Genomic DNA, 26,388 nt, shown 5'->3' on the forward strand with positions numbered 1-26,388 from the left:
AGGGAGGTGACATGCCGAAGGACGAGGTCGCGCTGATGCAGCAGGTGCACGACGAGCACGCCGACGTGCTGTGGCGCTTCTGCCTGCGCCTGGTCGGCAACGACCGCGGCCGTGCCGAGGACGTCACCCAGGAGACGCTGCTGCGCGCCTGGCGGCACGGCACGATCCTCGAGAGCCCGCCCGCGGCCGTGCGGTCGTGGCTGTTCACCGTCGCGCGCAACATCGTCATCGACGACTGGCGCGCCCGGAAGGCGCGTCCCGAGACGCCCGTCGACGAGGTCCCCGAGCAGCGGCGCTCGGTCGAGGACGACGAGAGCGACCAGCTGCTGCTGTCGTGGGTGGTGGCCGAGGCGCTGACCCACCTCTCCGAGGACCACCGCACCGTGCTCCTCGAGTGCTACTACCGCGGGCGCCCGGTCGCCGAGGTCGCCCGCCGGCTCGGGGTGCCGCCCGGCACGGTCAAGAGCCGCACTCACTACGCCCTCCGCGCGCTCAAGCTCGCCCTCGAGGAGATGGGGGTGTCCGCATGAGCTGCATCCACGCCCACGACGACGCGGCCTACGTCCTCGGGGCGCTGAGCCCGGCCGAGCGCCTGGAGTTCGAGCGCCACCTCGCGACCTGCGACGACTGCTCCCGCTCGATCCGCGCGCTCGCCGGCATGCCCGGCCTGCTCGACCTCGTCGACGCGAGCGTGCTGGAGGACCCGCCGGACGACCCGCCGCTCCCCGCCACGCTGCTCCCCTCGCTGACCCAGGCGGTCGGCCTGCGGCGCCGTCGCCGCACCGTCGTGATCGCCGGCCTCGCTGCCGCTGCCGCCGCGGTCGTCGCGCTGGGCGTGCCGCTGGCGCTCCACCGCGACGACGCTCCCCCGGTCTCCGGACCGAACAGCTCGGTGACTCCCGAGCCGGACGTCGAGACGCGTGTCATGTCGCCGCAGGGCGACGTACCCATCGAGGCGACGCTGGGCCTCGAGCAGGTCACGTGGGGCACCCGCATGATGCTGACCTGCACCTACGACAAGGACGCGATCGGCGTCGACCTGCCCGAGCAGGTCGACTACCTCCTCTACGTCACCGACGCCCAGGGCCACAGCGAGCAGGTGGGCAGCTGGACGTCGGTTAGCGGCACCACGATGACGGTGCCGGCCGCCACGTCGGTCACCCGCAGCGACCTCGCGTCGGTCGAGGTGCGGACGCCCGACGGGCGGGTCGTGCTACGACTTGACGCGTGAGGCGAGCGGGTTGTCCACGGCCAGCAGCCGGGCACCCGCGATGATCGCGACGACCTCGGCAGCGGCGGCCACCCACACGGCCCACCCGGTCCAGTTGGCGGTCGTGCCGAAGAGCCCGACCGTCGTCGCCAGCACGAAGGCCAGCAGCGTCGAGAGGCCGAAGCCCAGCGCCAGGAACGCGGGCAGCCAGTGCCGCCACACGACCAGCAGCCCCGCGATCACCGCACCGGCGACGGCGTTGAGCATGAACGACGGACCGAGGAAGTCGTCGTCCTTCGCGAAGTCCAGCCAGAGGTAGAGGTGCACCGCCGCCGAGACGAGGACCGAGAGGGCTGCAAGGACACGCATCACGCTCACCTGTTTCGCTGGAGGGTCTTTCCCTTCCGTACGTCGCGCGCGCCCGTCCGGTTCAGTCCCGCACGTCGCCGCCACAGCCAGACGACGTCCCAGCCGAACGACTCGGCCAGGAGCACGAACGCCACTGCCAGCACGGCGTACGACGTCACGGCCGGGGCGAGCCCGGACGCGGCGAGCGTCAGCGCGATGCCGACGTAGGCCGCGACGACCTTGCGCCAGTAGCGCGGCGGCAGCTGCTGCTGCATCCACGGCAGGAGCCAGGTGGCGACGGCGTACGCGTAGCGCACCACGCCCATCGCCAGCACCCACACGCCGGCGTCGCGGGCGACGAAGACGCTCAGCACGAGGATGAGGAAGGCGTCGGCCTCCCCGTCGATCCGTCCGCCGAAGGCGGAGGCGGTGCCCGTGCGCCGCGCCACCCGGCCGTCGACGAAGTCGAGGACGAGCGCCACCACCGTCAGCGGCACCAGGGCGCTGACCACGTGGGCGCCGGTGAAGGACTGGGCGACCAGCGCGGCCACCGCGCACGCGAGGGTGGCCCTTGTCAGCGTCACCAGGTCGGCCGGTCCGAAGGCTGCGATCCCATCGACGACGGCACGCCGCTCGGTCGCGACCGTCAGCACCAGGGCGCACCCGAGCCCGACGATCCACGCCACCGGCCCGACGCCGAGCAGCACCAGGAGGACCATCAGGCCGGCCACGCACGCGGCCAGCCCACGTCGTACAGCGACCACGGGGCACCTCCCTCACCCACACGTACGGTGCCCAATCCCGCCCGGTTCAACGTTGCTGCCTGCCGGGACCGATTCCGGCGAACCGCCGCGGCGGGGTCGGCGGCGGATCTAGCCTCCAAGTCACCACAGGATCGGGGGACCCATGACCGGACGACCGCTCGCGCTGACGGCCTCCGTCGTGCTCGCACTGGGTGTCGCGCTGTCCGGCTGCGCGGCCGACTCGTCAGCGGGTGCGGACCGCAAGCCGGGCAAGAACGGGGGCAAGGCCCGCTGGACCTGCACCTGGTCGCCGACGATGGACGACGACTGGCACAACGACGCGCTGTGCACCAACGGCACCCGGACCGAGCGTCCCTACCTGCGCCCCCAGGACGACGTGATCGGGCAGGCCGAGCTCATGGAGTCCGCGCGCACATGGGCGCGCCGGCGCAACGGCGGCTGAGCCCTAGGCCAACCGGAACGCCACCTTGCGGGTCTTGGGGTCGGCCTGCACCAGCTCGACGGTGACCTCCTCGCCCAGTGGCAGCTCGTGGCCGGCGGTGACCGTGGCCTCGATGGCCGGGTCCTGGATCGTGACGTCGCCCTTGTTCTTGTCCTTGTCGTCGAGGTCGACCACGACAGCAGTGAAGCTCGCGCCCACCCGGTCGTGGAGCAGCTCGGCCTCGCAGAGGTCGACGACGGCGTTCTCGTACTGGTTGGCGCGGCGGCCGGACTCGCTCATCGTCTCGGGCAGGTCGTGCATCGCGGTGAGGACCCAGTCGGGGACCTCGGTGCCGGCGCACAGCGCCACGCAGATCTCGCCGGCGTAGCGGTCGGCGAGGCGGCGCAGCGGTGCGGTCACGTGGGCGTACTCGGAGGCGAGCGCGGAGTGCTGGGCCTGCTCGGGCAGCTCGCCGTTGAAGGTGACGTAGCCGGCGCCGCGCAGCAGCCGCGTGCACGCGACGACCATCGCCGCGTGCGTGGGCTTCGAGGGGTCGAGCGTGCGGATGAAGTCGGGGTAGAGCTGCTCGGCCGGCCACTCGATCCCGAGCGCACGGGCCGTGCGGTGCAGCCGCTGCACGTCGTGCGGGTCGGCCGGCGGGAGCGTGCGGAGGATGCCGACGCGCGCGTAGACCATCAACGACGCCGCAGCCATGCCGGTCAGCAGGGAGATCTGCGCGTTCCAGTTCTCCACCGGGGTCAGCCGCCGGAACTCCAGCTCCCAGTGGCCGTCGCCAGTCTCGACGAGCTCCTGCTCGGGCAGCGGCAGCGACACGCCCCCGCGGGCGGCCTCGCGCGCCAGGCGCAGCTCGCCGACCTCCTTGAGCAGGTCGATCATCTCCCCCGCCTTGCCCGCGTCGAGGTCGGCCTGCACGGCTTCGTACGACAGCTGGGCCCGCGAGCGCACCAGCGCCCGCTCGACCTGTACGTCGATGCCCTCGCCGACGTCGTCGACCTGGATCGTCCAGAGCAGGGCCGGCCGCACCTGGTCCGGCAGCAGCGACGCGGCCCCTTCGCTCAGCACGGGCGGGTGGAGCGGGATCTTGGAGTCCGCGCCGTAGAGCGTCTCGCCGCGCCGGTTGGCCTCGACATCGACCGGGTCTCCCGGCGCGACGAAGGCGGCCACGTCGGCGATCGCGTAGTGCACGACGTAGCCGTCGCCACTGCGCTCGATGTGCATCGCCTGGTCGAGGTCCTTGGCGCCCTCGGGGTCGATCGTGACGAGCTCGATGTCGGTGCGGTCGAGCTCGGGCAGCCGCGGTGCCGCAGCGGCAGCCTCCGCCGCCTTCTCCACCGCGTCGGGGAAGGTCGCCGAGACCTTCATCTCCTGCTGGATCGCGGCGATGCCGTCACGCATCTCCTGGGCCGTCACGCTGTCGCCGGTCGTACGGACCTTCACCACGCGGTTGCTGGGCATGTCACGACCCTAGCCGGGCGCGACGGAGTCGCGCACGGCGTGGGTCGGGAGGTCGAGTGGCCCCGCGACCGAGGCACGAGGTCGCGACGGGGCGTACCGAGACCAGACCCAGCCAACCCGCACGTCCGCGCCATCCCTACGCTTGCCGCGTGCTGATCCTGCTTCCGCCCAGCGAGGGCAAGACCGCCGCCCGGCGCGGCAAGCCCCTCGACCTCGCCGCGCTGTCGTCGCCCGTCCTCACCCCGACTCGCGCGGCGCTGCTGGAGGCGCTCACCACCCTGTGCCGCGAGGACCCCGAGAAGGCGGCCGCCGTGCTCGGCCTCGGTCCCGCCCAGCGCGACCTCGTCGAGCGCAACGTCGACCTCGCGACGACGCCGACCGCACGCGCCGACGCGATCTACACCGGCGTGCTCTACGACGCCCTGGGCTTCGACACCCTCTCCCCCGCTGCCCGACGTCGTGCGACGTCGCGCGTCGCCGTGACGAGCTCGCTCTTCGGGATCGTCCGCCCCGGCGACCGGATCCCGGCCTACCGCCTCTCCGGCGATGCCGTACTCCCCGGTGTCGGCTCGGTGGCCGGCGCCTGGCGCGAGGTGCTCGGCGAAGCGATCGCCGACGGGATGCGCACGGGCCTGCTCGTCGACCTGCGCTCCAGCACGTACGCCGCCTTCTGGCGCCCGACGAAGGAGCTGTCGCGCAAGGTCGCGACCGTGCGCGTGCTCCACGAGTCGGGCGGGAAGCGGACGGTCGTGAGCCACTTCAACAAGGCCACCAAGGGCCGCATCGTCCGGGCCCTGCTCGAGGACGGCGCCGACCCGCGCACGCCGAAGGCACTGGCCCAGACACTCACCCGCCTCGGCTGGACGGTCGAGGTCGGCGAACCGACACCCAGAGGCACCCAGCTCGACGTGGTCGTGACCGCGATCTAGCGGGGCGGGCGACGCTACTCGACGAGAGTCACCGGATATCCGGTGACTCTCGCCTTTGTGTGGTCGTGATGACGCGCCAGGCACGACACCGATACCGCACAATCGGGAGCGAGATCACCCCAGCCCCTAGCGCAGCGGGATCATGTCCGTCGCCTCGAGCGGGTCGACCCCGCAGAGCGCGAGCAGGTCGGCGATGATCGAGCGCACCTGCGCGAGGATCACCTCGGCCGAGAGGTCGTCGCTGTGCTCGACAGTGGCCGTGGCACGGCCGAGCTTCACCAGGTCCTCGACGACTGCGGTTGCCATCCGGTCCGCGACCAGCTCGTCGGCGACGCGGTCCGCGAGCTCGGCGAGGTCACGCATGAGTGCGGCGTACGACGGCGGCACGGGCTCGCGGCGGTAGACCGCCACCGCCACCCGGCGTACGACGACCCGGGTGTTGCGCAGCGCCACGTCGAGCGGCTCCACCAGCTCGGCGAGCTGCCGCTGGTGCTCGCCGTGGCGGCGCCGGAACGGCGAGGACTGCACGACCGACATCCCCTCCTCCGAGGCCGCACGGAGCTCGCCGATGAGCGCGTCGGTCGAGCGGGCGTCGCGGAGCACCGCGAGCGCCCGCTCGACGTCGCCGTCCCCGAGCCGGTCGGCGCCGGAGCGGAGCAGCTCGACGATCTTGCGGACCACCACGGCGGCCTGGTCGCGCGGCTTGCGCAGCGCGGCCCGCGGCACGACGGTCGCCGCGACCAGCGCGACCCCGCCGCCGATGAGCGCGTCGGTCCAGCGCAGGAACGCGGCACCGGGCGCGGGTGCGAGCGCCGCGACCACGATCCCCTGCACCGCGGCCTGGATGACGATCAGCTGCGCGGCGTCGAGCAGCAGGGCGATCGACATCCCGCACGCCACGATCAGCGCGATCTGCACGCCGCCCGAGCCGATCAGGTGCGTGAGCACGTCGCCCAGCAGCACGCCGAGCGCGACGCCGACGGTGACCTCGGCGACGCGCCGCTGCCGCTGGCCGTAGGACATCCCGAGCGAGACCACCGCGGCGATCGGGGCGAAGAACGGCAGCTGGTGCTGGAAGACGTCCTTGGCCAGCCACCAGGCCACACCGGCCGCGACGGCGCACTGGCCGATCACCCAGGCCTTGGAGCGCAGCCGGGCGAGGCGGGCGCGCAGCGACGTACGACCGCGTGCCGCCATCAGCTCCGCGTCGAGGCGCACCGGGACCCTGCCCTCAGAGTCCCGACTCGTCGGTGCGCACCAGGATGCGCTGGCACTCCTCGCAGCGGATCACCTCGTCGGCGTCGGCCGACCGGATCCGGGAGAGCTCGGAGGCGTCGAGGGTCATGTTGCAGCCGCCGCACTGGCGGGCCCGCAGCAGCGCCGCGCCGATGCCCTTCTGCTCGCGCAGCCGCTCGTAGAGGGCCATCAGGTCCTCGGGCATGCCCTCGGTCGCCGGCCCGCGGGCAGCGGTGACCTCGTCGAGGGAGGCGTCGATGCCGACCCGCTTCTCGTCGCGGGCGGTGACCAGCTCGCCGAGCTTGGCGTCGATGTCGTCGGCGCGGATGCCGAGGGCGTCCAGCACCTGCTGGGCCTGCTCCAGGGCCTCCATCACCTCGAGCTCGGCGTCCTCGAGCGTGGTGATCCGGCGCTCGAGGGAGACCAGCTCGTGCTGCATCCGCTCGAGGTCCTTGGGGTTGGTGACCTGCCCGGTGTCCATCCGGTTGCGGTCGCGCTCGCGGCGGGTCTTGACCTGCTCGACCTCGCGGTCGGCCTTGGTCTGCTCGACGGTGAGGTCGTCGACGACGATGCGGGCGTCGCGCACCTGGTCGGTGATCTCGGTGCGCTCGGCCTCCAGCGCGGCGATCTCGGCGAGCTCGGGCAGGTGGGCCCGCTGGTGCCGGAGCTGCGTGGCGCGCGAGTCGAGCTCGGCGACGTCGAGCAGCTTGAGCTGGTGGGTGGGATCGGCCTTCAACGGCACTCCTGCTTCGACTGCGTGGTTAGTGGCGGAACGTCCACGGGTCGGTGCACTGCGTGCTGACCCGGGTGTCGACCCTATCGCCCACTGCTGCGCGCAGCCGAGCCTCCACCACCGGCAGCCAGGTCCACTCGGCCGCCCAGTGCGCGACGTCCACCAGGGCGGGGCCGTCGTGCTCCAGGAACTCCCCGGCGCGGTGGTGCCGCAGGTCGCTGGTGACGTAGACGTCGACGTCCGACTGAGCGAGCTCGTCGAGCAGGAAGTCGCCCGCACCGCCGCAGACCGCCACCCGCCGCACGGGCCGGTCCGGGTGCCCCGCGACGCGTACGCCGTGCGCGGTGCTCGGCAGCGCCCGCGACACCCGCGCCGCGAACTGGTCGAGCGTGGTCCGCTCGACGGTGCCGATCCGGCCGGTGCCGGTCGTGGCCAGCCCGGGGTCGGCGAGCGGCACCACGTCGAAGGCCGGCTCCTCGTAGGGATGCGCGGCCAGCAGCGCCCGCACCACCGACGTACGACGTCCGCGCGGGGCCACCACCTCGATCCGCACCTCGTCGACGACCTCGAGCTCGCCGACCTGCCCGATCGCGGGCGCCGCGCCCTCGAGCGGGCGGAAGCGCCCCTCGCCGGACATCGACCAGGAGGCGGAGTCGTAGTCGCCGATCCGCCCGGCGCCGGCCTCGTGGAGCGCCGCGCGCACGGCCTCCGCGGCGTCCACCGGTGCGAAGACGACCACCTTGTCGAGGGGCTTGGCCGGACCGGGCCGGATCGGCGACAGGTCGGACAGGCCGAGCGCCAGCGCCAACGACTCCGAGACCCCGGACTCGGCCTGGTCGGCGTTGGTGTGCGCGGTGAGCAGCGCGCAGCCGTTCGAGGTGAGCATGTGGAGGATGCGGCCCTTCGGCGTGGTCGCGGCGACCGAGCTCACCGGCTTCAGCAGCAGCGGGTGGTGCACGACCAGCAGGTCGGCACCCCACTCCACCGCCTCGCGCGCGACGTCGAGCGTCGGGTCGACCGCGAACATCACCTTGCCGACCTCGGCCGACGGGTCGCCGGCGACCAGGCCGACCGCGTCCCAGGAGTCGGCGGTGCCGGGCGGGTACCAGGCGTGCAGCAGGTCGACGAGGTCGGCGAGCGAGGGCATGCCCGGATTATCGGTGATCGAGCGGAGTCGAGATCAGTTGACCTGCCGCTCCTGCCCCTCCCAGTAGGGCTGGCGCAGCTTGAACTTCTGCAGCTTGCCGGTCGCGGTGCGGGCCAGCTCGTCGCGGAACTCGATCGACGTCGGCGCCTTGTAGCCCGCCGCCTTGTCCTTGCACCAGGCGATCAGCTCGGCCTCCTCCGCGCTCGCCCCCTCGGCCAGCACCACGAGCGCCTTGATCGTCTCGCCCCACTTCTCGCTGGGCACGCCGATGACGGCGACCTCGGCCACCGCCGGGTGGGAGAACAGCACGTCCTCGACCTCGATCGAGGAGACGTTCTCGCCGCCGGTGATGATCACGTCCTTCTTGCGGTCGCTGATCGTGAGGTAGCCGTCGTCGCCGATCACGCCACCGTCACCGGTGTGGAACCAACCGTCGCGCAGGGCGGCGTCGGTCTCGTCGGGCCGCTCCCAGTAGCCGTCGAGGATGACGTTGGACTGAGCGAGCACCTCGCCCTCCCCGTCCACCCGCAGCCGTACGCCGATGGCAGGCGCGCCGGCGCGGACCAGCTTGGCCGCCCGCTCCTCCGCCGAGAGGTCGTCCCACTCGGCCCGGCTGCGGTTGACGGTCAGCAGCGGCGAGGTCTCGGTGAGGCCGTAGATCTGCATGAACTCCCAGCCGAGCTCCTCCTGCACCCGTACGACGGTCTTCGTCGGCGGCGGCGCCCCGGCCATGATGATCCGCACCCGGTCGCGTCCGGGGATCTCGCCCTCCCAGTCGGCCGCCGCCTCCAGGACCGCCGCGGCGACGGCCGGCGCGGCGCACATCACCGTCACCCCGTGGTCGCGGACGCGGCGCAGGATCTCGGCGCCGTCGACCTTGCGCAGCACGACCTGCGGCACACCGAGGCCGGTCATCGCGAACGGCATCCCCCAGCCGTTGGCGTGGAACATCGGAAGCGTGTGGAGGTAGACGTCACGGTCGGTGACACCGGCGTGGAGGCCGAAGGTGACCGCGTTGGTCCAGAGGTTGCGGTGGGTCAGCTGCACGCCCTTGGGCCGTGCGGTGGTGCCCGACGTGTAGTTGATCGTCGCCGTCGCGTTCTCGTCCGGCTCCCACGCCCGCGGCTCGGTGCCGGGCGCGGCGAACATCGAGTCGTCCTCACCGAGGACGAACCTGTGCTCGACGTCGATGTCCTTCAACGCGTCGACCAGCTCCGGGTCGACGTAGAGCACCCGGGCGCCGGAGTGGGCCACGATGTAGGAGATCTCGTCGGGACGCAGCCGGAAGTTGATCGGCACCAGCACCCGCCCCGAGCCGCACACGCCGAAGAACGACGTCAGCAGCCGCGCGCTGTTGTGGCTGATCACCGCCACCCGGTCGCCGACCTCGATGCCGAGCTCGTCGAGCCTCGCCGCCTGGCGCTGCGCGAGGGCGTACGCCTCGGCGTAGGTCAGCGTGCCGAGCGAGGTCGCCGGCTGGTCGGGCTCGTCGATGAAGCCGGGACGCTCGCCGTAGACCGCTGCGGCGCGCTCGATGAAGTCGGTGACGCTGAAGGGAACGATCATGCGACCACTGTGGCACGCACGGGTTGGTCCGGGGCTGGTGCGTCGGGACGGTTTCGAACCGCCGACCGCTCGGGTGTAAACCGAGTGCTCTACCGCTGAGCTACCGACGCGCGAGGGCACACACTACGGGACCGGATGGGCCTGCCCTGAATCGCGCGGGCCGGGCGACGAAGGCGGAAAAGAAATGAGTCGAGCCGCTGGCGTCTCGGGTCACCAGCGGCTCAACACGTAGAAGATTACACCGTCGTCCAAACCTGTCCGAGGAAACGCAGATTTCCGCCAGCCGGTCTAGACCACGCGTCCGATCCGCGTTCAGGAGACGGCTGCGTGCAGCTCGCGCAGGTGCTCGTCGAGGTCGCGCCCGTCGGGGTTGGCGTTGTGCACCGACCACCGCAGCCGCCCCTCCATGTCGACGACGTACGACGACCGGCGCGGGGCCCCCTTCACGCTGTCGAAGACCTCGTAGGCCGTCGCCACGGCGCCGTGCGGCCAGTAGTCGGAGAGCAGCGGGAAGTTGAGCCCCTCGGTCTCGGCGAAGGAGCGCAGCGCGTAGACCGAGTCGCACGACAGGGCCAGCACCTCGGTGTCGAACGTCATGAACTCGGCCAGCCGGTCGCGCACGCCGGACAGCTCGCCGGTGCAGACCCCCGTGAAGGCGAACGGGAAGAACATCAGCGCCACCGCCTTGCGGCCGCGGAAGTCGCTGAGCCGCACGTCCTGGCCGAACTGGTCGCGCAGGGTGAAGTCGGGCGCCTCGTCACCGATGCACAGTCCTGGGCCGCTCACGCCCCGCCCTCGCCGTCGCCCTGTGCCGTGTCGTGCTGGGCGAGCTCCCGCTTGAGGATCTTGCCGGTGGCGTTGCGGGGCAGCTCGTCGAGGAAGACGATCTCGCGCGGCACCTTGAAGCGGGCGAGGTTGGCCTTCACGTGGTCGCGCAGCTCGTCGGCGGAGACGTCGCCGCTGCGCACCACGAAGGCCCGCAGCCGCTGGCCGTAGTCGTCGTCGACGACGCCGATCGCGGCCACCTCCTGGACGCAGTCGTGGGTGACCAGGCAGTCCTCGACCTCCTGCGGGAAGACGTTCTCGCCGCCCGAGACGATCATGTCGTCGTCGCGCCCCGCCACATGGAGCCGGCCGTGCTCGTCGTAGTAGCCGACGTCGCCCGAGGACATCAGGCCGTCGACGACCTCCTTGGACCCGCCGTTGGTGTAGCCCTCGAAGAGCAGCCCGTTGCCGACGAAGATCCGGCCGGTCTCACCCTGGGGCAGCTCGCTCCCCGACTCGTCGAGGATCTTCACGACCGTGCCGTAGGGCGGCTTGCCCGCCGAGGTCGGGTCGGCGCGCAGGTCTTCCGGCGTTGCGATCGAGGCGTAGGCGACCTCGGTCGAGCCGTAGATGTTGTAGAGGTTGTCGCCGAACCGGTCCATCCACGCCTGCGCCAGCGTCGCGGGAAGCGCGGACCCCGAGGACGCGACGACCTTCACCCGCGACAGGTCGATGCCGGAGAGCTGCTCGGGCTCGAGCGCGAGCATCCGCTGCAGCATCACCGGGATGACCACCATCGACTGGCAGCGCTCCTCCTGCGCGGTGCGCAGCGCGGTCAGCGGGTCGAAGGAGCGGCGCAGCACCACCGTCGAGCCGAGCAGCATCGCCAGGGCGAGGTGCGCGAAGCCCCAGGTGTGGAAGAGCGGGGCCGCGATGTGCGTGCGCCAGCCGGCGCGCAGCGGCATCCGCGAGAGCAGCGAGACGGCGGCGTCGATGCCGGCCTCATTGCGCGGCGCGCCCTTGGGGGTGCCGGTGGTGCCGGAGGTGAGGATCACGATCCGCGCGTGACGGGCGGGCGGCTGCAGGTCGCCCTCGTCGTACGCCCCGACGAGCTGCTCGAGCGTCTCGCCGTCGGAGTCGCCGTCGGTCCACGCCAGCAGCCGGCGCTCCACGTGGGCCCCGGACAGCAGCCCGGTGAACTCCTCGTCGTGGATCACCATGCTCGGCGCCTCGCGCTCGAGCACGTCGACCAGCTGCGGGCCGGCGAAGGCGGTGTTGAGGTAGAGGATGTCGGCGCCCAGCTTGGCGACGGCGATCGAGGCGTCGATGAAGCCGCGGTGGTTGCGGCACATGACGGCGACCGAGTCGCCCTCGCCCACGCCTCGCTCGGACAGCGCCCGCGCGAGGGAGTTGGAACGGCGGTGCAGCTCGCCCCAGGTCAGCTCGCCGAGCTCGTCGACGACGCCCACCTGGTGGGGTGCGCGGGCCGCCAGCGTGGCGAAGCCACCGGCCGGGCCGGTGCCCCACCGGATGACCACGCGGCCGATGTCGAGGAGGGTGCGCGGGCCGTAGGGGCGGATGATCCCAGCCTGGCCGAGGACCCGCACCGTGGTGCCGATGCCGGAGACCGTGCCCGCGACGTTGCGGACGGCCGCGCGGGCCGCCTCGGTGCTCGCGCCGGTCACGCGGGAGTCTTCGGTGCGACCAGTCGCGTGGCCTGCCAGTCCTTGCTGACGGCCGCCGTGGTGGTCTGCGAGAGGCCCGCGATCGGCGCGGCCTCGGAGACGTCCGCCGCGTCGACGGTGCCGGGCCGCCCGACCTTCGGGGTCAGCAGCCAGATCGAGCCACCGCCGACGAGGTCGGTCAGCGCGTCGACGAGACCGTCGACGAGATCACCGTCGTCGTCGCGCCACCAGAGCACGACGGCGTCGACCACGTTGCCGTAGTCGCCGTCGACCATGTCGGCGTCGATGCAGTCCTCGACGGCGACGCGCAGCTCGTCGTCGGTGTCGTTGTCCCAGCCGAGTTCCTGGACGACCATGCCGGGCTTGAGTCCCAGCCGGTCACCCACTCCGGTTGCCGGGGCAGAATCGCCCACCGTCGAGCTCAACGCGTTGCCTCCCATGTCCCGGTGCGCTGGTCACGCACGGTGACGCACAGTCCACAGGAACACGGCAGGAGCCGCAACCCCGTCCCGTACGACGAGCCGCGCAGGCACGCCTGTCCCACGCTCCGTGGGACTACCGGTGGGTAGATTTCGTGGCGGCCGGACGCGTGACACGATGAGCCCGTGAGTGACGCCGAGAAGTCCAGCAAGAGCCCCGTCGCATCGGTCATCCACGAGGGACTCCCCACCCAGCTGCCCGACATCGATCCCGACGAGACCCAGGAGTGGCTCGCGTCCTTCGACGCGATGCTCGACGACCGTGGTCGCGACCGGGCCCGCTACGTCATGCTGCGCCTGCTCGAGCGGGCCCGCGAGAAGCAGGTCGGCGTCCCCGCACTGCGGTCCACCGACTACATCAACACCATCCCGCCGGAGCGTGAGCCCTGGTTCCCCGGCGACGAGGAGGTCGAGCGCCGGATCCGCGCCTTCATCCGGTGGAACGCCGCGGTGATGGTCTCCAGCGCCAACCGCAAGGGCCTCGAGGTCGGCGGCCACATCGCCACCTACCAGTCCTCGGCCTCCCTCTACGAGGTCGGCTTCAACCACTTCTTCCGCGGCAAGGACCACGAGGGCGGCGGCGACCAGCTCTACATCCAGGGCCACGGCTCGCCGGGCGTCTACGCCCGCGCCTTCCTCGAGGGTCGCCTGAGCGAGGACCAGCTCTACCGCTTCCGCCAGGAGGTCCAGCACGGCAAGGGCGCCGGCCTGCCGTCCTACCCGCACCCGCGCCTGATGCCCGACTTCTGGGAGTTCCCGACCGTCTCGATGGGCCTCACCGCCATCGGCTCGATCTACCAGGCGCGCTTCAACCGCTACCTCGACAACCGCGGCATCAAGGACACCTCGCAGCAGCGCGTGTTCGCATTCATGGGCGACGGCGAGATGGCCGAGCCCGAGTCGCTCGGCGCGATCCGCGTCGCCGCGCGCGAGGAGCTCGACAACCTCACGTGGGTCATCAACTGCAACCTGCAGCAGCTCGACGGGCCGGTCACCGGCAACGGCAAGATCATGCAGGAGCTCGAGGCCAACTTCCGCGGTGCCGGCTGGAACGTCATCAAGGTCGTGTGGGGCCGTGAGTGGGACGCCCTGCTCGCCAAGGACGTCGACGGCGTCCTGGTCAACCGGATGAACTCCACGCCCGACGGCCAGTTCCAGACCTACTCCACCGAGGACGGCGCCTACGTGCGCGAGCACTTCTTCGGCGGCGACCCGCGCCTGCGCAAGATGGTCGAGCACATGTCCGACGTGCAGATCGAGAAGCTGCCGCGCGGCGGCCACGACTACCGCAAGGTCTACGCCGCCTTCGACGCCGCGACCAAGCACACCGGTCAGCCGACGGTGATCCTCGCCCACACCATCAAGGGCTGGACGATCGACGCCCTCGAGGGCAAGAACGCCACCCACCAGATGAAGAAGCTGACCCTCCCGGACCTGAAGAAGTTCCGCGACCGGCTCTACCTCCCGATCAGCGACCGCGACCTCGAGGAGTCCTACGAGAAGACCGGCGGCGCGCCCTTCTACCACCCGGGCGCCGAGTCGGCCGAGATCGAGTACATGCTCGAGCGCCGCAAGGCCCTCGGCGGCTCGATCCCCCGTCGCGTCAACCGGGCCACCGCCCTCAAGCTGCCCGGCGACGAGCTCTACGCCGAGCTCAAGCAGGGCTCGGGCAAGAACAAGTTCGCCTCCACGATGGCCGTCGTGCGCCTGCTCCGCGACTGGATGAAGGACCCGGAGATCGGCGAGCGCGTCGTGCCGATCGCCCCCGACGAGTACCGCACGTTCGGCATGGACTCGATGTTCCCGAGCGCCAAGGTCTACAACCCGGGCGGCCAGCAGTACGAGTCGGTCGACCGCAAGATGCTGCTGTCCTACAAGGAGTCCGCGCAGGGCCAGATGCTCCACGAGGGCATCTCCGAGGCCGGCGCGCTCGCGTCGGCGACGGCGGCAGGATCGGCGTACACCACGCACGGCGAGCACATGATCCCGTTCTACATCTTCTACTCGATGTTCGGGTTCCAGCGCACCGGCGACTCGATCTGGGCGATGGCCGACCAGCTCGCGCGCGGCTTCCTCATCGGCGCCACGGCCGGTCGCACGACCCTGACCGGTGAGGGCCTCCAGCACGCCGACGGCCACTCGCCGCTCCTCGCGGCGACCAACCCCGCGGTCGTGCACTACGACCCGGCGTTCGCCTACGAGATCAGCCACATCATGCAGAGCGGCCTCGAGCGGATGTACGGCACCGGCGGGCCCGAGGGCCACGGCGAGGACGTCATCTTCTACCTCACCGTCTACAACGAGCCCGTGTCCCAGCCGGCCGAGCCCGAGGGCGTCGACGTCGACGGCATCCTGCGCGGCATCCACAAGGTCTCGACCGCCGAGGGCGAGGGGCCGCGCGTCCAGCTCATGGCCTCCGGCGTCGGCTACCCCTGGATCGACGAGGCGGCCCGCCTCCTCGCCGAGGAGTGGGGCGTGCAGTCCGACCTGTGGTCGGTCACCTCCTGGAACGAGCTGGCCCGCGACGGCGCCGCCGCCGAGCAGTGGAACCTGCTCAACCCCGGCGAGGAGCACCGCACCGCCTACGTCAGCGACAAGCTCGCCGGCGTCGAGGGTCCGGTCATCGCGGTCTCCGACTACATGCGCGCCGTCCCGCTGCAGATCGCCCGCTGGGTGCCGGCCGACTACCGCGTGCTCGGTGCCGACGGCTTCGGCTTCGCCGACACCCGCCCGGCCGCCCGCCGGTTCTTCCACATCGACGCGCAGAGCGTCGTCGTGCAGGCCCTGCAGGCACTCGCCGACGCCGGTCGGTTCCCGGTCGAGAAGGTCGTCGAGGCGGCCCAGCGCTACAAGATCGACGACCCGACCGCGACGAAGGACATCAAGCAGGAGGGCGGCGACGCGTAGTCGCTGACCCTGAGCATCACCACCTGGTGGGTCACGCCTCCCGTTCACCCGGGAGGAGTGGCCCACCAGCTGTCTGTCGGCTTTGTCCAAGCCACCAACGACGGCCGCGCGCGAGACTGGTGCCGACGGCACACGGACGAGCACGAGGAGAGACATGGCCCAGCAGACAGCCCGGATCGCGATGGTGACGCTCGACTGCGCGGAGGTCGCGCCGTCGGCCGACTTCTGGTCGGCGCTCCTCGGGTGGGAGGTCGCGGCGAGCAGTGACGACTACGCGATGCTCACCGGCCCCGACGGCTCCCCCGCCCTCGGGCTGGGTCGCATCGAGGACCACCAGCCGCCGTCGTGGCCCGACGACGGCCGCAAGCAGTTCCACCTCGACCTCGCCGTCGACGACCTCGACGCGATGGCCGAGCGTGCCGTGGAGCTGGGCGCGACGCTCGCCGACCCGCAGCCCGGGGAGACCTGGCGCGTGCTGATCGACCCGGCCGGGCACCCGTTCTGCCTGACCGACGCCGCCAACTGGGGCTAGGTCCCGCCTACGCCCCCGCTGCGCGTCGTACGGCGTGCAGGGGTGCGACCGGCGCATCCCCCGCGCCTCCGTACGACGGCGCAAGGGGCGCACCCTCCTCGAGGAGCTCGCGCCACCGGTCGCGGTCGTAGTGGCTCGGCTCGCTCGAGCGGATGAAGTCGCGCACGACCTTCACGAACCGCTCGGGATGGTCCTTGTGCGGGAAGTGGCCGGCGTTCGGGATGATCTCGACCCGCGCGCTCGGCGCGAGGGCGCTGGCGTTGCTGGCGTGGTCGACCGGGATGACCAGGTCGTCGGCACCCCACACGACGCACATCGGCATCGCCTCGGTCAGGTAGGCCCGGTCGGCCATCGTGACGATCTGCCCACGCCAGTCCACGACCGCGCGCACCACGTGGCGGATCGCCGCGCGCGTGTCGGGGTCCTTGAAGGAGTCGTAGATGTCGGCGACCTCGTCGAGGTCGCGCAGCTGGCTGACGCCGCTGGCAGCGAGCACCCGCATCGTCGCGGTCGTGACGTGGCGCAGCCCGGGCAGCGAGAGCACGCCCATCAGCTGCTGGAAGCCAGGCGTGGTGATCGCCCGGATCGCCGGCGTGACCTCGGGGCCGAGACCGCCGGACCCGACGAGGATCAGCCGCTCGGTGCGCTCGGGGTACTGGTAGGCGAACTGCATCGCCACTCCCCCGCCGAAGCTGTGTCCGACGACGGTGGCCGTGTCGATCTCGAGCAGCGTCAGCAGGTCGCGCATCCCGTTGGCGTACCCGCCGACGCTGTAGTCGGCGCGCGGCTTGTCCGAGGCCCCGTGGCCGAGCAGGTCGGGCGCGATGACGGTGTGGGTGCGCGCCAGCGACTCGAGGATCGGGTTCCAGGTCGTGTGGTCGCAGGCGAGGCCGTGCAGCAGCAGGATCGCAGGCCCCGAACCCATCCGGACGTACGCACGGCGGTGCCCGTGCACGGTGACGTACTGCAGGTGCGGGCTGCTGCGACGGGGCACGCGTTCTCCAAACCAGTTGGGCCAGTCGGGACAGGTTCCGGATTCAACCAGACCGGTCCCCCGGACGACCGCCACGCAAGCCGCCGATGCGAAGTCGTGACCTGGCGCACCGCACGAGCACCGATCGGGCGGGGCGCCGTGGCTTCGTGGGAATCCCACTACGGACCCGACCGCACTACAGTCGACCCATGCCCGCCTCACGACGTCGTGCCGCCGACGCGCTGCGGAGCTCGTCGGGAGCCCTGAGCACCGCCGCCACGGGCCGGATGTCGAGCGACCTCCCGTGGTTCGACGACCTCAGCGCACAGGACCGCTCCTGGGTCGGGCTGATCGTCCAGGCCGGCATCAGGGGCTTCGTGGAGTGGTACGACGTCGAGGTCGAGGCCTCGGCCCACGATCCCCTCGACGTGGTGGTCTTCGGCGCCGCCCCGCGCGAGCTGACCGGCGTCATCTCGCTGCAGCAGACCGTCGAGCTGGTGCGGCTGAGCATCCGCGTGGTCGAGACCAACATCGACGCCCTGCTCCACCCCGAGGATGTCGGCGAGGTGCACCAGGCCGTGCTGCGCTACGCCCGCGAGGTCGCCTTCGCGACCGCCGCCGTCTACGCCCGCGCCGCGGAGTCCCGCGGCGCCTGGGACGCCCGGCTCGAGGCCCTCGTCGTCGACGCGGTGGTCCGCGCCGAGACCGACGAGTCCGTGTTGTCCCGCGCCAGCGCCCTCGGCTGGGGCGCGCACGGCGACGTCGCCGTGGTGCTGGGGTCCGTGCCGCCCCACCGTGCCGAGATCGACGTCTTCGAGTCCGTACGACGTTCGGCCCGCGCCGGCGACATGGACGCGCTCTGCGCCACCCAGGGCGACCGGCTGGTCGTCGTCCTCGGCGGCGTCGACGACCCGCTGAAGGCCGCCACCCGGCTGCTCGACCACTTCGGCGACGGACCGGTCGTCGTCGGACCGGTGACCGCCGACCTGGCCCACGCCAACGCCTCGGCCCGCGCCGCGCTCTCGGCCCACCGGGCGGCGACCGGCTGGCCCGACGCGCCCCGGCCCGTCGCCAGCCGCGACCTGCTGCCCGAGCGGGCCCTCTCCGGCGACGGCCACGCCCGCCGGCACCTCGTCGACGACGTCTACCTGCCACTGGTCGCCGCGCGGGGCACGCTGTTGGAGACCCTGGGCGCGTGGTTCGAGCACGGCTCGTCGATCGAGGGCACCGCACGGGCGCTCTTCGTGCACCCCAACACGGTGCGCTACCGGCTGCGCCAGATCGCCGAGGTCACCGGCTGGTCACCCACGCGTCCCCGGGAGGCCTTCACGCTGCAGCTGGCGCTGATCCTAGGGCGTCAGTCCGGTCGGACGGAACTGTAGGAACCCTACAAGGAACTGGGGGTCACTTTCGTCGGCGTCGGACCCGCGACGAGGCCCCGCGGTTCGGCACAGTGGACTCGTGCTCGTCATCGTCGCCCCCGGTCAAGGGGCCCAGACCCCCGGTTTCCTCACGCCCTGGCTGGAGGACCCCACCTTCGCCGCGCGGTTCGACTGGCTGGCCACCGTGGCCGGCATCGACCTCGCCCACTACGGCACCGAGGCCGACGCGGACACCATCCGCGACACCAAGATCGCCCAGCCGCTGCTGGTCGCGACCGGCCTGATCGCCGCACTCGACCTGTTCCCGCACCCCGCCGACGCGTTCGCCCGCATCGGTGCCGTGGCGGGCCACAGCGTCGGCGAGATCGCCGCGGCCGCCGGCGCCCGCGTCATCACCGCCGAGCAGGCGATGGTGCTGGTGCGCGAGCGCGGCAACGCGATGGCCGACGCAGCCGCCGTGACCGCGACGGGCATGACCGCCGTCCTCGGCGGTGACCGCGACGAGGTGCTCGCCACCATCGAGCGCCACGGCCTCACCGCCGCCAACGACAACGGCCCCGGCCAGGTGGTCGCCGCCGGCACGATGGAGCAGCTGGCCGCCTTCGCCGACGCCCCGCCGGAGAAGGCGCGGATCATGCCGCTGAGCGTCGCCGGCGCCTTCCACACCGCGCACATGTCCCCGGCCGTCGACCGGCTCGCCTCGCTGGCCCGCTCGGTCTCGACCCACGACCCGCGCACCCCGGTCATCTCCAACCGCGACGGCCAGGTCGTCCACGACGGCCGTGACGTGCTGCGCCGCATCGTCGGCCAGATCGCCAACCCGGTCCGCTGGGACCTCTGCATGGAGACGATGAGCGACCTCGGCGTCACCGGCATCCTGGAGATGCCGCCGGCGGGCACCCTCACCGGCATCGCGAAGCGCGCGCTCAAGGGCGTCGAGACCTTCGCCCTCAAGACCCCCGACCAGCTCGACGCCGCCCGCGAGTTCTGCGACAAGCACGGCGAGGCCTCGATGATCGAGACCACCCCGACCTGGCGGATGATCGTCTCGCCGGCCAAGGGCACCTTCCACCTCTCCCCCGAGGCGGCCGACCTCGACGTCCTGCCGCCCGGTGCGGAGATCGGCGCCGTCGCCAGCCTCCGCGACCGCACGCAGGTCAGCGCCCCGCACGGTGGCTCCGTCGTGGAGTGGCTCGTCGAGGACGGCGACCTGGTCTCCCCCGGCCAGCCCCTGCTCCGCCTGCACCCCGAGGCGACCCACTGATGGCCCCGATCTCCGGCACCTCCGGTTCGGCGCACGCGCGGATCCTCGGGATCGGCACCTACCGCCCGTCCCGCATCGTGCCCAACTCCGAGGTCGTCGACGCGATCGACTCCAGCGACGAGTGGATCCAGCAGCGCTCCGGCATCAAGACGCGGCGCTTCGCCACGCCCGAGGAGACGGTGCAGATGATGAGCGTCGCGGCCTCGCGCGACGCGATCGAGCGTGCCGGTCTCAGCCCCGAGCAGATCGACTGCGTCGTCGTGGCCACCGTCAGCCACCTGCTGCAGACCCCGGCCATCGCGCCCGCCATCGCCCACGAGCTCGGCACCGACCACGCCGCGGCGTTCGACATCTCCGCGGCGTGCGCGGGCTTCTGCCACGGCGTCGCGCTCGGAGCCGACATGGTCCGCGGCGGCAGCGCCGGCCACGTGCTGGTGATCGGCGTCGAGCGGCTCTCCGACATCACCGACATGCGCGACCGCGGCACCGCGTTCATCTTCGCCGACGGCGCCGGCGCGGCCGTGATCGGCCCGAGCGACACCCCCGGCATCGGCCCGGTCGTGTGGGGCTCCGACGGCGAGCAGTACGACCTCATCCGGCAGCGCGAGGACTGGCGCGACGTCGTCGGCGACGACGACAAGCCCGGCAGCGGCCTGATGCCCCACCTGACCATGCAGGGCAACCCGGTCTTCCGGTGGGCGTCGTTCACGATGGCCAAGGTCGCCCAGCAGGCCCTCGACGCCGCCGGCGTCAGCCCCGAGGACCTCGACGTCTTCGTGCCCCACCAGGCCAACATGCGCATCATCGACGCGATGGCGCGCTCGATGAAGCTGCCCGAGCACGTCCGCATCGGCCGCGACATCGCCGACCAGGGCAACACCTCCGCCGCGTCGATCCCGCTCGCGCTCGACCGGATGATGCTCGAGGGCGAGGCCCGCAGCGGCGACACCGCGCTGCTCATCGCCTTCGGTGCCGGCCTCGCCTACGCGGCGCAGGTCGTCACGGTGCCCTGAGCGGCACCCCACCAGTTCTGACCCAGCACCACCACCCCACCAGAAGAAGGGAAGGCCCCATGGCCACCACCGAAGAAATCCGCGCCGACCTCGCCGACATCGTCAACGAGGTGGCCGGCGTCGACGCCGACGACGTCCAGCTGGACAAGTCCTTCGTGGACGACCTCGACGTCGACTCGCTCTCCATGGTCGAGGTCGTCGTGGCCGCCGAGGAGAAGTTCGGCGTGACCATCCCCGACGACGAGGTCAAGAACCTCAAGACCGTGGGTGACGCCGTCGCCTTCATCGAGCGCGCCCAGGGCTGAGCCCTCCGCGGACGTCACGAGCGGCCGACCAGCCTCGGCCGCTCGTGACCACGGACTCCAGACCACCTCAGCGAGAAACGGAAACCCACTGATGCCCTCGACCCGCATAGTCGTCACCGGCCTCGGCACCACCTCCCCCGTCGGAGGGGACGTCGCCTCCACGTGGCAGGCGATGCTGTCCGGCACGTCCGGCATCAAGCACCTCACCGACGAGTGGGCCGAGTCGCTGCCGGTGAAGATCGGCGGCCGCGTCGCCGTCGAGCCCACCGAGGTCCTCGAGCGCGTCAAGGCGCGCCGCCTCGACCGCTCCAGCCAGTTCGCGATGGTCGCCGCCGACCAGGCGTGGGCCGACGCCGGCCTGGAGGACTCCGGGCTCGAGCCCGAGCGCCTCGCCGTCGCCCTCGCCTCCGGCATCGGTGGCGTGACCACGCTCCTCGACAACTACGACACCCTGCTCGAGAAGGGCCCGCGCCGGGTCTCCCCCCTCGCGGTGCCGATGCTCATGCCCAACGCCCCCGCTGCCAACGTGAGCCTGAAGTACGGCGCCCGCGCCGCGGTGCACGCGCCCACCTCCGCCTGCGCCTCCGGCAACGAGGCCATCGCGATGGGCATCGACATGATCCGCCTCGGCCGCGCCGACGTCGTGATCGCCGGCGGCACCGAGGCCGCGATCCACCCGCTCCCGATGGCCGCCTTCGCCAACATGATGGCGCTCTCCAAGACCGGCACCGACGACGGCGTCGACCCGACCACCGTGTCCCGCCCGTGGGACAGCGGCCGTGACGGCTTCGTCCTCGGCGAGGGCGGCGCCGTGCTGGTCCTCGAGTCCGAGGAGCACGCCCGCGCCCGCGGCGCCAAGGTGTACGCCTACGTGCTCGGCGCCGGCATCAGCAACGACGCCCACGACATCGCCCAGCCCGACCCCGAGGGTCGCGGCGGCACCCGCGCCATCAAGATGGCGATCCGCGAGGGCGACGTCGACCCCGCGACCGTCGTCCACGTCAACGCCCACGCCACCTCCACGCCGAAGGGCGACATCGCGGAGGGCCTGATGCTCCACGCCGTCCTCGGCGAGCACGTCGACCGCTGCGTGGTGACCAGCACCAAGTCGATGACCGGCCACCTGCTCGGCGGCGCCGGCGCCCTGGAGGCCGTGGCGACCGTGATGGCGCTGCACGACCGCGTCAGCCCGCCGACGATCAACCTCGACGACAAGGACGCCGAGGTCGACCTCGACATCCCGACATCGAAGCGCGACCTCCCCGAGGGCGACATCGTGGCCCTCAACAACTCCTTCGGCTTCGGCGGCGCCAACGTCGCCGTCGCCTTCGGCAGCGCCTGATCCGCACCAGCCCCTCGGAAGGACTCCACCACTGTGACTGCCACCGCCGCCAAGCCCGCCAAGCTGCCCCGCGAGGACGACCCGCGCAACCCGGTGCACCGCCTCACGGCGCTGCTCGACGAGGGCACCCTCGAGCTCATCACCCCCGACGACGAGTCGGGCATGCTCGCAGCCGTGGGCCGGGTCGACGGCACGCAGGTGGTCGCGTTCTGCAGCGACGCCACGGTCATGGGCGGCGCGATGGGTGACGTCGGCTGCCGGGTCGTGGTCGACGCCTACCACCGCGCGCTCACCGACGGCGTACCCATCATCGGGCTCTGGCACTCCGGCGGCGCGCGCCTGGCCGAGGGCGTGCTGTCGCTCCACGCGGTGGGTCGCATCTTCCAGGTGATGACCCAGGCCTCCGGCGTGATCCCGCAGATCTCGGTGGTGCTCGGCCCCGCGGCCGGCGGCGCCGCCTACGGGCCTGCGCTGACCGACGTGGTAATCCTCGGCCCCGAGGGCCGCATCTTCGTGACCGGCCCCGACGTGGTGCGCTCGGTCACCGGCGAGGACGTCGACATGCTGCGCCTCGGCGGCCCCGAGCCGCACGGTCGCCGCTCCGGCGTGGTCCACATCCTCACCGACTCCGAGCGTGAGGCCCTCGACAAGGCCCGCACGGTCGCCTCGCTGCTCGGCGCCCAGGGCAGCCTCGCGGCCGAGTCGGTCGAGGACCGCGACCTCGACGCGCTGCTCCCGGAGTCGAAGAAGCGTGCCTACGACGTGCACCCGCTCGTCGAGGGCCTGCTCGACGAGGGCACGATGCAGGAGATCCACGCCCGCTGGGCGCCCAACATCGTCACCGCGCTCGGCCGCTTCGGCGGTCGCACGGTCGGCGTCGTCGCCAACAACCCGCTGCGCCTCGGCGGCTGCCTCGACTCGCTCTCGGCCGAGAAGGCGTCCCGCTTCGTGCGCATGTGCGACGCGTTCGGCGTGCCGCTCGTCGTCATCGTCGACGTCCCCGGCTACCTCCCCGGCGTGGGCCAGGAGTGGGACGGTGTCGTACGCCGCGGCGCGAAGCTGCTGCACGCCTTCGGCGAGTGCGTGGTCCCCCGCGTCACCCTGGTCACCCGCAAGACCTACGGCGGCGCCTACATCGCCATGAACGCCCGCTCGCTGGGCGCCACGCGCGTCTTGGCCTGGCCGGGCGCGGAGGTGGCCGTGATGGGCGCCGTGGCCGCGATCCGCATCCTGCACCGCCGCAAGCTCGCCGAGGTCTCCCCCGAGATCCGCCCGCAGGTCGAGGCCGAGCTGGCCGCCGAGCACGAGCGGATCGCCGGTGGCGTCGACAAGGCGGTCGAGATCGGCGTGGTCGACGAGGTCGTCGAGCCCAGCCGCACCCGCAGCGCGATCGCCGCGGCGATGCGCCACGAGATCGACACCGTCGGCGTGCGCCGCGGGCACCACGGCAACATCCCGCTCTGAGCCACCACCGAGCCGACCTGGGGCGTAACGCACGTCACAGGCCGTCGTTGGACCTCTGAACCCTCGGAGGTGCCCCATGTCGAGCCTGCTCGCTGCCGCCGTGCTCACCACGGCGAGCGTCCTGCCCCTGCCCCTGCCCGTCCCACTGACGCCCGGTGCTCCGGCCACGCAGGAGCAGCCCCAGGCGCAGCAGGTCGAGGTCACGGGAGTCCTCGACGCCCCCGACGGCCGGCTCAAGCGCGGCTGCAAGGACTACCACTACACCTACGCGGTGCAGACGCCGTCGATCGACTGGACCTTCGACATTTCGATGCAGGACCGCGCGGGCAAGGGCGTCAACGCGCAGTCGCTCATCGGTCCCAACGACCCCAAGTCGGGCGTCCTGGACTTCCGGCTCTGCCGCTGGGCGACGAAGGCGGGCGTGTTCACGCTCACGGGTGAGCTGGTGTCGTACGACGGCGCGGACGCGACCACGGTCAAGGTCATCGAGTCGTTCCGGCTGCGCAAGCGCAACCCGTGACGGCAGGCAGCGCCTGCCGAACGCTCAGACGACCTGGTGCAGCCAGCGGACGGGTGCGCCCTCGCCCGCGTGCCGGAAGGTCTCGAGCTCGTCGTCCCAGGGCTTGCCGAGGAGGTTGTCGATCTCGAGGAGCAGCGTGGTGTCGCCGAGGGCTGCCTTCACGACGGCGGCCTTGAGGCGGTCCTCGGGGATGAGGATGTCGCCGTGCGGTCCGGTGATCGCGTGGAAGATGCCGAGGTCCGGCGTGCACGAGAAGCGCGTGCCCTCGGTGGAGCTGGTCGGCTCCTCGGTGATCTCGAAGCGCAGGTGGTTCCAGCCGCGCAGGGCGGACGCCACCGCGGCCGCCGTGCCGGCCACGCCGGTCCACGACAGCTCGGCGCGGTAGGAGCCCGGCTGGGCAGGCTGCGGCGTCCAGTCGAGCGAGACCGCGACTCCGAGCACCCCGCCGACCGCCCACTCGATGTGCGGGCAGAGTGCGGAGGGAGCAGAGTGCACGTAAAGAATGCCCCTCGTCGCCGGACCGTCCGGACGGGAAGCAATGCGTGTGGTCACCGTGACCTCCTTGAGTTCCGACGCTCCAGATGCGCCTTCCCCAGCGTTCTGTCGTCAGTGCTCAACGAGAGTCGAGTGACACGTATGTGATTAGTGGCTCCATTGTGACCCATGAGGCGCCCGAACGCCAGCGCATCGGGCGCTCCGGGTCACGCGCGGCGGCTCAGGCCTGTCGGCGCTCCAGCATGTCGGCCCGCTCGGCCGCGTCGGTGAGCTCCTCGGAGTCGATCGCGTGGGTGCGGTGGAACCACGCCAAGGCGTCGGACTCGCGGCCCGCGGCCTCGAGGGTGTCGGCGTACGCGTAGCGCAGGCGTACGACCCACGCCTGACGGCTCTTCGAGGTCAGCGGGGCGAGCTCGAGCGTGCGCAGCGCGGCGTCGAGCTGGCCCATGTCACGACGGGCACCCGCCTCGACGAGCGTCATCTCCGCCTTGGCCTCCGAGGCGAAGTTCGCCACCGAGGGGCTCTTGGCGAGCTTGATCGCCTGCTCGGGGTTGCCGAGGGCCCGGTGGCAGTCGGCCATGATCGGGAGGTAGTCCGTGGCGCCGTTCATCCGCTTCGCCGCGCGGAGCTCCGCGAGCGCTTCGGCGTAGTGGCCGGCTGCGTACGCCGACTCCCCCGCGGCCTCGCGGACGACCGCGATGCGCGACGCGCGGGCACGGGCTGCCAGCGCGTGCTGGTAGGCCAGCTCCGGGTTCTCGTCGATGAACATGCCCGCAGCAGCCAGGTGACGCGCCACGCGGGCCGCCAGCTTCTCCGGCAGGCCCTTGAGCTGGGCACGCACGCCCCGATCGAGCTCGGCGCCGGTGATGTTCTCGGGCAGGTCCGGACCGTCGTAGGCCGCCTGCTCGGCGGTGCGGGCCTTCTCGACCGTGCGCGGGCGGAACGCCTTCTGCGCGGAGTTCGACGGCCGCTTCCCACCGGGCTTCCCACTGGGCTTCCCGCCGGCCTGACCGCCGGTCTTGCCCTGGTAGCCGCCACGCGAGGACGAGCCGCCCTTGCCGCGGGGAGCGTCGTCGCGGGATCCGCGTCCGCGCGAGTCGCTGCTGCGGGAGCCGGACGAACCGCCACGCGACGACGAGGACCCACCTCGGCCACCACCGGACGATCGTCCGGCACCGGATCCACCTCGTGACGGACGCTGTCCTCGACGGTCCTCGGCCACAGCCGCACACTCCTTCTTCAGCTCTGCAAGCGCTTGCCCCCGCTCCGGGAGCCACGGTACTCATACCACCCGTGAAATGGCGCAGGGGCCACCAGATTCCTGGTGGCCCCTGCCAAATGTATGTCCGGCGGCGTCCTACTCTCCCACAACCTCTCGGTTGCAGTACCATCGGCGCTGAAAGGCTTAACTTCCGGGTTCGGTATGGGACCG

The 26,388-nt window shown here is 71.9% G+C and carries 26 protein-coding genes, 1 tRNA gene and 1 rRNA gene; 13 read left to right on the forward strand and 15 right to left on the reverse strand.

What is annotated here, in order from left to right; all coding sequences use genetic code 11:
- Positions 1–11: 11 nt before the first annotated feature.
- Both J2X46_RS22350 and J2X46_RS22355 read left to right on the forward strand, forming a co-directional pair.
- A complete protein-coding gene (locus J2X46_RS22350; RefSeq protein WP_310254515.1) occupies positions 12–530 on the forward strand; it encodes a sigma-70 family RNA polymerase sigma factor in 519 nt (172 codons plus the stop codon).
- Positions 527–1,231 (forward strand): zf-HC2 domain-containing protein, encoded by a 705-nt coding sequence (locus J2X46_RS22355; protein ID WP_310254517.1) that lies wholly within the window; start codon positions 527–529, stop codon positions 1,229–1,231. The genes J2X46_RS22350 and J2X46_RS22355 overlap by 4 nt, the downstream gene beginning before the upstream one ends.
- On the opposite strand, the gene J2X46_RS22360 is transcribed toward J2X46_RS22355, so the two are convergent.
- Together J2X46_RS22360 and J2X46_RS22365 are read right to left on the reverse strand one after the other, a co-directional pair.
- Positions 1,214–1,579 (reverse strand): hypothetical protein, encoded by a 366-nt coding sequence (locus J2X46_RS22360; RefSeq protein ID WP_310254518.1) that lies wholly within the window; start codon positions 1,577–1,579, stop codon positions 1,214–1,216. The two genes, J2X46_RS22355 and J2X46_RS22360, sit on opposite strands and share 18 nt — an antisense overlap.
- Before the next feature lie 5 nt (positions 1,580–1,584).
- Positions 1,585–2,322 carry a CDP-alcohol phosphatidyltransferase family protein gene (locus J2X46_RS22365; RefSeq protein ID WP_310254520.1) on the reverse strand — a complete coding sequence of 246 codons (738 nt, stop codon included), beginning with the start codon at positions 2,320–2,322 and terminating at the stop codon, positions 1,585–1,587.
- 142 nt (positions 2,323–2,464) lie between these two features.
- Here J2X46_RS22365 and J2X46_RS22370 point away from each other — a divergent pair, with 142 nt between their 5' ends.
- Positions 2,465–2,764 carry a hypothetical protein gene (locus tag J2X46_RS22370; protein WP_310254522.1) on the forward strand — a complete coding sequence of 100 codons (300 nt, stop codon included), beginning with the start codon at positions 2,465–2,467 and terminating at the stop codon, positions 2,762–2,764.
- A gap of 3 nt (positions 2,765–2,767) precedes the next feature.
- Here the strand turns inward: J2X46_RS22370 and J2X46_RS22375 are convergent, their stop codons facing one another.
- Positions 2,768–4,219, reverse strand: a complete 1,452-nt coding sequence (locus J2X46_RS22375; protein ID WP_310254524.1) for an RNB domain-containing ribonuclease — start codon at positions 4,217–4,219, stop codon at positions 2,768–2,770.
- Between the two features lie 149 nt (positions 4,220–4,368).
- On the opposite strand from J2X46_RS22375, the gene yaaA reads away from it, so the two are divergent.
- On the forward strand, positions 4,369–5,148 hold the full coding sequence (gene yaaA / locus J2X46_RS22380; protein ID WP_310254526.1) for a peroxide stress protein YaaA: 780 nt from the start codon (positions 4,369–4,371) through the stop codon (positions 5,146–5,148).
- 126 nt (positions 5,149–5,274) lie between these two features.
- On the opposite strand, the gene J2X46_RS22385 is transcribed toward yaaA, so the two are convergent.
- The 8 genes from J2X46_RS22385 to J2X46_RS22420 all read right to left on the reverse strand — a co-directional run bounded on the left by J2X46_RS22385 (position 5,275) and on the right by J2X46_RS22420 (position 12,720).
- Complete coding sequence (locus J2X46_RS22385; protein ID WP_310254528.1) at positions 5,275–6,366, reverse strand: FUSC family protein; 1,092 nt, start codon at positions 6,364–6,366, stop codon at positions 5,275–5,277.
- Positions 6,367–6,379: 13 nt separating this feature from the next.
- Positions 6,380–7,120 carry a C4-type zinc ribbon domain-containing protein gene (locus J2X46_RS22390; RefSeq protein ID WP_310254530.1) on the reverse strand — a complete coding sequence of 247 codons (741 nt, stop codon included), beginning with the start codon at positions 7,118–7,120 and terminating at the stop codon, positions 6,380–6,382.
- Positions 7,121–7,145: 25 nt separating this feature from the next.
- Positions 7,146–8,264, reverse strand: a complete 1,119-nt coding sequence (locus tag J2X46_RS22395; protein ID WP_310254532.1) for a Nif3-like dinuclear metal center hexameric protein — start codon at positions 8,262–8,264, stop codon at positions 7,146–7,148.
- A 33-nt stretch (positions 8,265–8,297) separates the two neighbouring features.
- Positions 8,298–9,830 (reverse strand): AMP-binding protein, encoded by a 1,533-nt coding sequence (locus J2X46_RS22400; RefSeq protein ID WP_310254534.1) that lies wholly within the window; start codon positions 9,828–9,830, stop codon positions 8,298–8,300.
- Positions 9,831–9,865: 35 nt separating this feature from the next.
- Positions 9,866–9,940 (reverse strand) — tRNA-Val (locus tag J2X46_RS22405).
- A gap of 202 nt (positions 9,941–10,142) precedes the next feature.
- The gene (locus J2X46_RS22410) at positions 10,143–10,616 is read right to left on the reverse strand and encodes a peroxiredoxin (protein WP_310254536.1); all 474 of its coding nucleotides are present in this window, start codon (positions 10,614–10,616) and stop codon (positions 10,143–10,145) included.
- Positions 10,613–12,280, reverse strand: coding sequence for an AMP-binding protein (locus J2X46_RS22415; protein WP_310254538.1), 1,668 nt, complete (start codon positions 12,278–12,280; stop codon positions 10,613–10,615). The genes J2X46_RS22410 and J2X46_RS22415 overlap by 4 nt, the downstream gene beginning before the upstream one ends.
- Positions 12,277–12,720: a DUF3052 domain-containing protein gene (locus J2X46_RS22420; RefSeq protein WP_310254540.1), complete on the reverse strand. Its 444-nt coding sequence runs from the start codon at positions 12,718–12,720 to the stop codon at positions 12,277–12,279. Before J2X46_RS22420 ends, J2X46_RS22415 begins: the two co-directional genes overlap by 4 nt.
- A gap of 165 nt (positions 12,721–12,885) precedes the next feature.
- On the opposite strand from J2X46_RS22420, the gene aceE reads away from it, so the two are divergent.
- The gene (aceE, locus tag J2X46_RS22425) at positions 12,886–15,666 is read left to right on the forward strand and encodes a pyruvate dehydrogenase (acetyl-transferring), homodimeric type (RefSeq protein ID WP_310254541.1); all 2,781 of its coding nucleotides are present in this window, start codon (positions 12,886–12,888) and stop codon (positions 15,664–15,666) included.
- A gap of 154 nt (positions 15,667–15,820) precedes the next feature.
- A complete protein-coding gene (locus J2X46_RS22430; protein WP_310254542.1) occupies positions 15,821–16,198 on the forward strand; it encodes a VOC family protein in 378 nt (125 codons plus the stop codon).
- A 7-nt stretch (positions 16,199–16,205) separates the two neighbouring features.
- On the opposite strand, the gene J2X46_RS22435 is transcribed toward J2X46_RS22430, so the two are convergent.
- Positions 16,206–17,192, reverse strand: coding sequence for an alpha/beta fold hydrolase (locus J2X46_RS22435; protein ID WP_310254543.1), 987 nt, complete (start codon positions 17,190–17,192; stop codon positions 16,206–16,208).
- A 188-nt stretch (positions 17,193–17,380) separates the two neighbouring features.
- On the opposite strand from J2X46_RS22435, the gene J2X46_RS22440 reads away from it, so the two are divergent.
- The 7 genes from J2X46_RS22440 to J2X46_RS22470 all read left to right on the forward strand — a co-directional run bounded on the left by J2X46_RS22440 (position 17,381) and on the right by J2X46_RS22470 (position 24,461).
- Complete coding sequence (locus J2X46_RS22440) at positions 17,381–18,553, forward strand: helix-turn-helix domain-containing protein (RefSeq protein ID WP_310254544.1); 1,173 nt, start codon at positions 17,381–17,383, stop codon at positions 18,551–18,553.
- A 79-nt stretch (positions 18,554–18,632) separates the two neighbouring features.
- Entirely contained in the window at positions 18,633–19,817 is a 1,185-nt protein-coding gene (locus J2X46_RS22445; protein ID WP_310254546.1) for an acyltransferase domain-containing protein, read from the forward strand.
- On the forward strand, positions 19,817–20,830 hold the full coding sequence (locus J2X46_RS22450) for a beta-ketoacyl-ACP synthase III (protein WP_310254548.1): 1,014 nt from the start codon (positions 19,817–19,819) through the stop codon (positions 20,828–20,830). Before J2X46_RS22445 ends, J2X46_RS22450 begins: the two co-directional genes overlap by 1 nt.
- 59 nt (positions 20,831–20,889) lie before the next feature.
- Positions 20,890–21,135 (forward strand): acyl carrier protein, encoded by a 246-nt coding sequence (locus J2X46_RS22455; protein WP_310254550.1) that lies wholly within the window; start codon positions 20,890–20,892, stop codon positions 21,133–21,135.
- A gap of 91 nt (positions 21,136–21,226) precedes the next feature.
- Positions 21,227–22,477: a beta-ketoacyl-[acyl-carrier-protein] synthase II gene (locus J2X46_RS22460; protein WP_310254552.1), complete on the forward strand. Its 1,251-nt coding sequence runs from the start codon at positions 21,227–21,229 to the stop codon at positions 22,475–22,477.
- Between the two features lie 33 nt (positions 22,478–22,510).
- Positions 22,511–23,941 (forward strand): carboxyl transferase domain-containing protein, encoded by a 1,431-nt coding sequence (locus tag J2X46_RS22465; protein ID WP_310254554.1) that lies wholly within the window; start codon positions 22,511–22,513, stop codon positions 23,939–23,941.
- 76 nt (positions 23,942–24,017) lie between these two features.
- Positions 24,018–24,461 (forward strand): hypothetical protein, encoded by a 444-nt coding sequence (locus tag J2X46_RS22470; RefSeq protein ID WP_310254556.1) that lies wholly within the window; start codon positions 24,018–24,020, stop codon positions 24,459–24,461.
- Positions 24,462–24,485: 24 nt separating this feature from the next.
- Here J2X46_RS22470 and J2X46_RS22475 read toward each other — a convergent pair whose 3' ends face one another.
- The 3 genes from J2X46_RS22475 to rrf form a co-directional block, all read right to left on the reverse strand.
- Complete coding sequence (locus tag J2X46_RS22475; protein WP_310254560.1) at positions 24,486–25,001, reverse strand: DUF3145 domain-containing protein; 516 nt, start codon at positions 24,999–25,001, stop codon at positions 24,486–24,488.
- A gap of 175 nt (positions 25,002–25,176) precedes the next feature.
- A complete protein-coding gene (locus J2X46_RS22480) occupies positions 25,177–26,178 on the reverse strand; it encodes a tetratricopeptide repeat protein (protein WP_310254557.1) in 1,002 nt (333 codons plus the stop codon).
- Between the two features lie 122 nt (positions 26,179–26,300).
- Positions 26,301–26,388: ribosomal RNA gene (gene rrf, locus J2X46_RS22485) — 5S ribosomal RNA — on the reverse strand; the annotation flags it as partial.

It is taken from the genome of Nocardioides sp. BE266, assembly GCF_031457855.1.
Lineage (GTDB): Bacteria > Actinomycetota > Actinomycetes > Propionibacteriales > Nocardioidaceae > Nocardioides.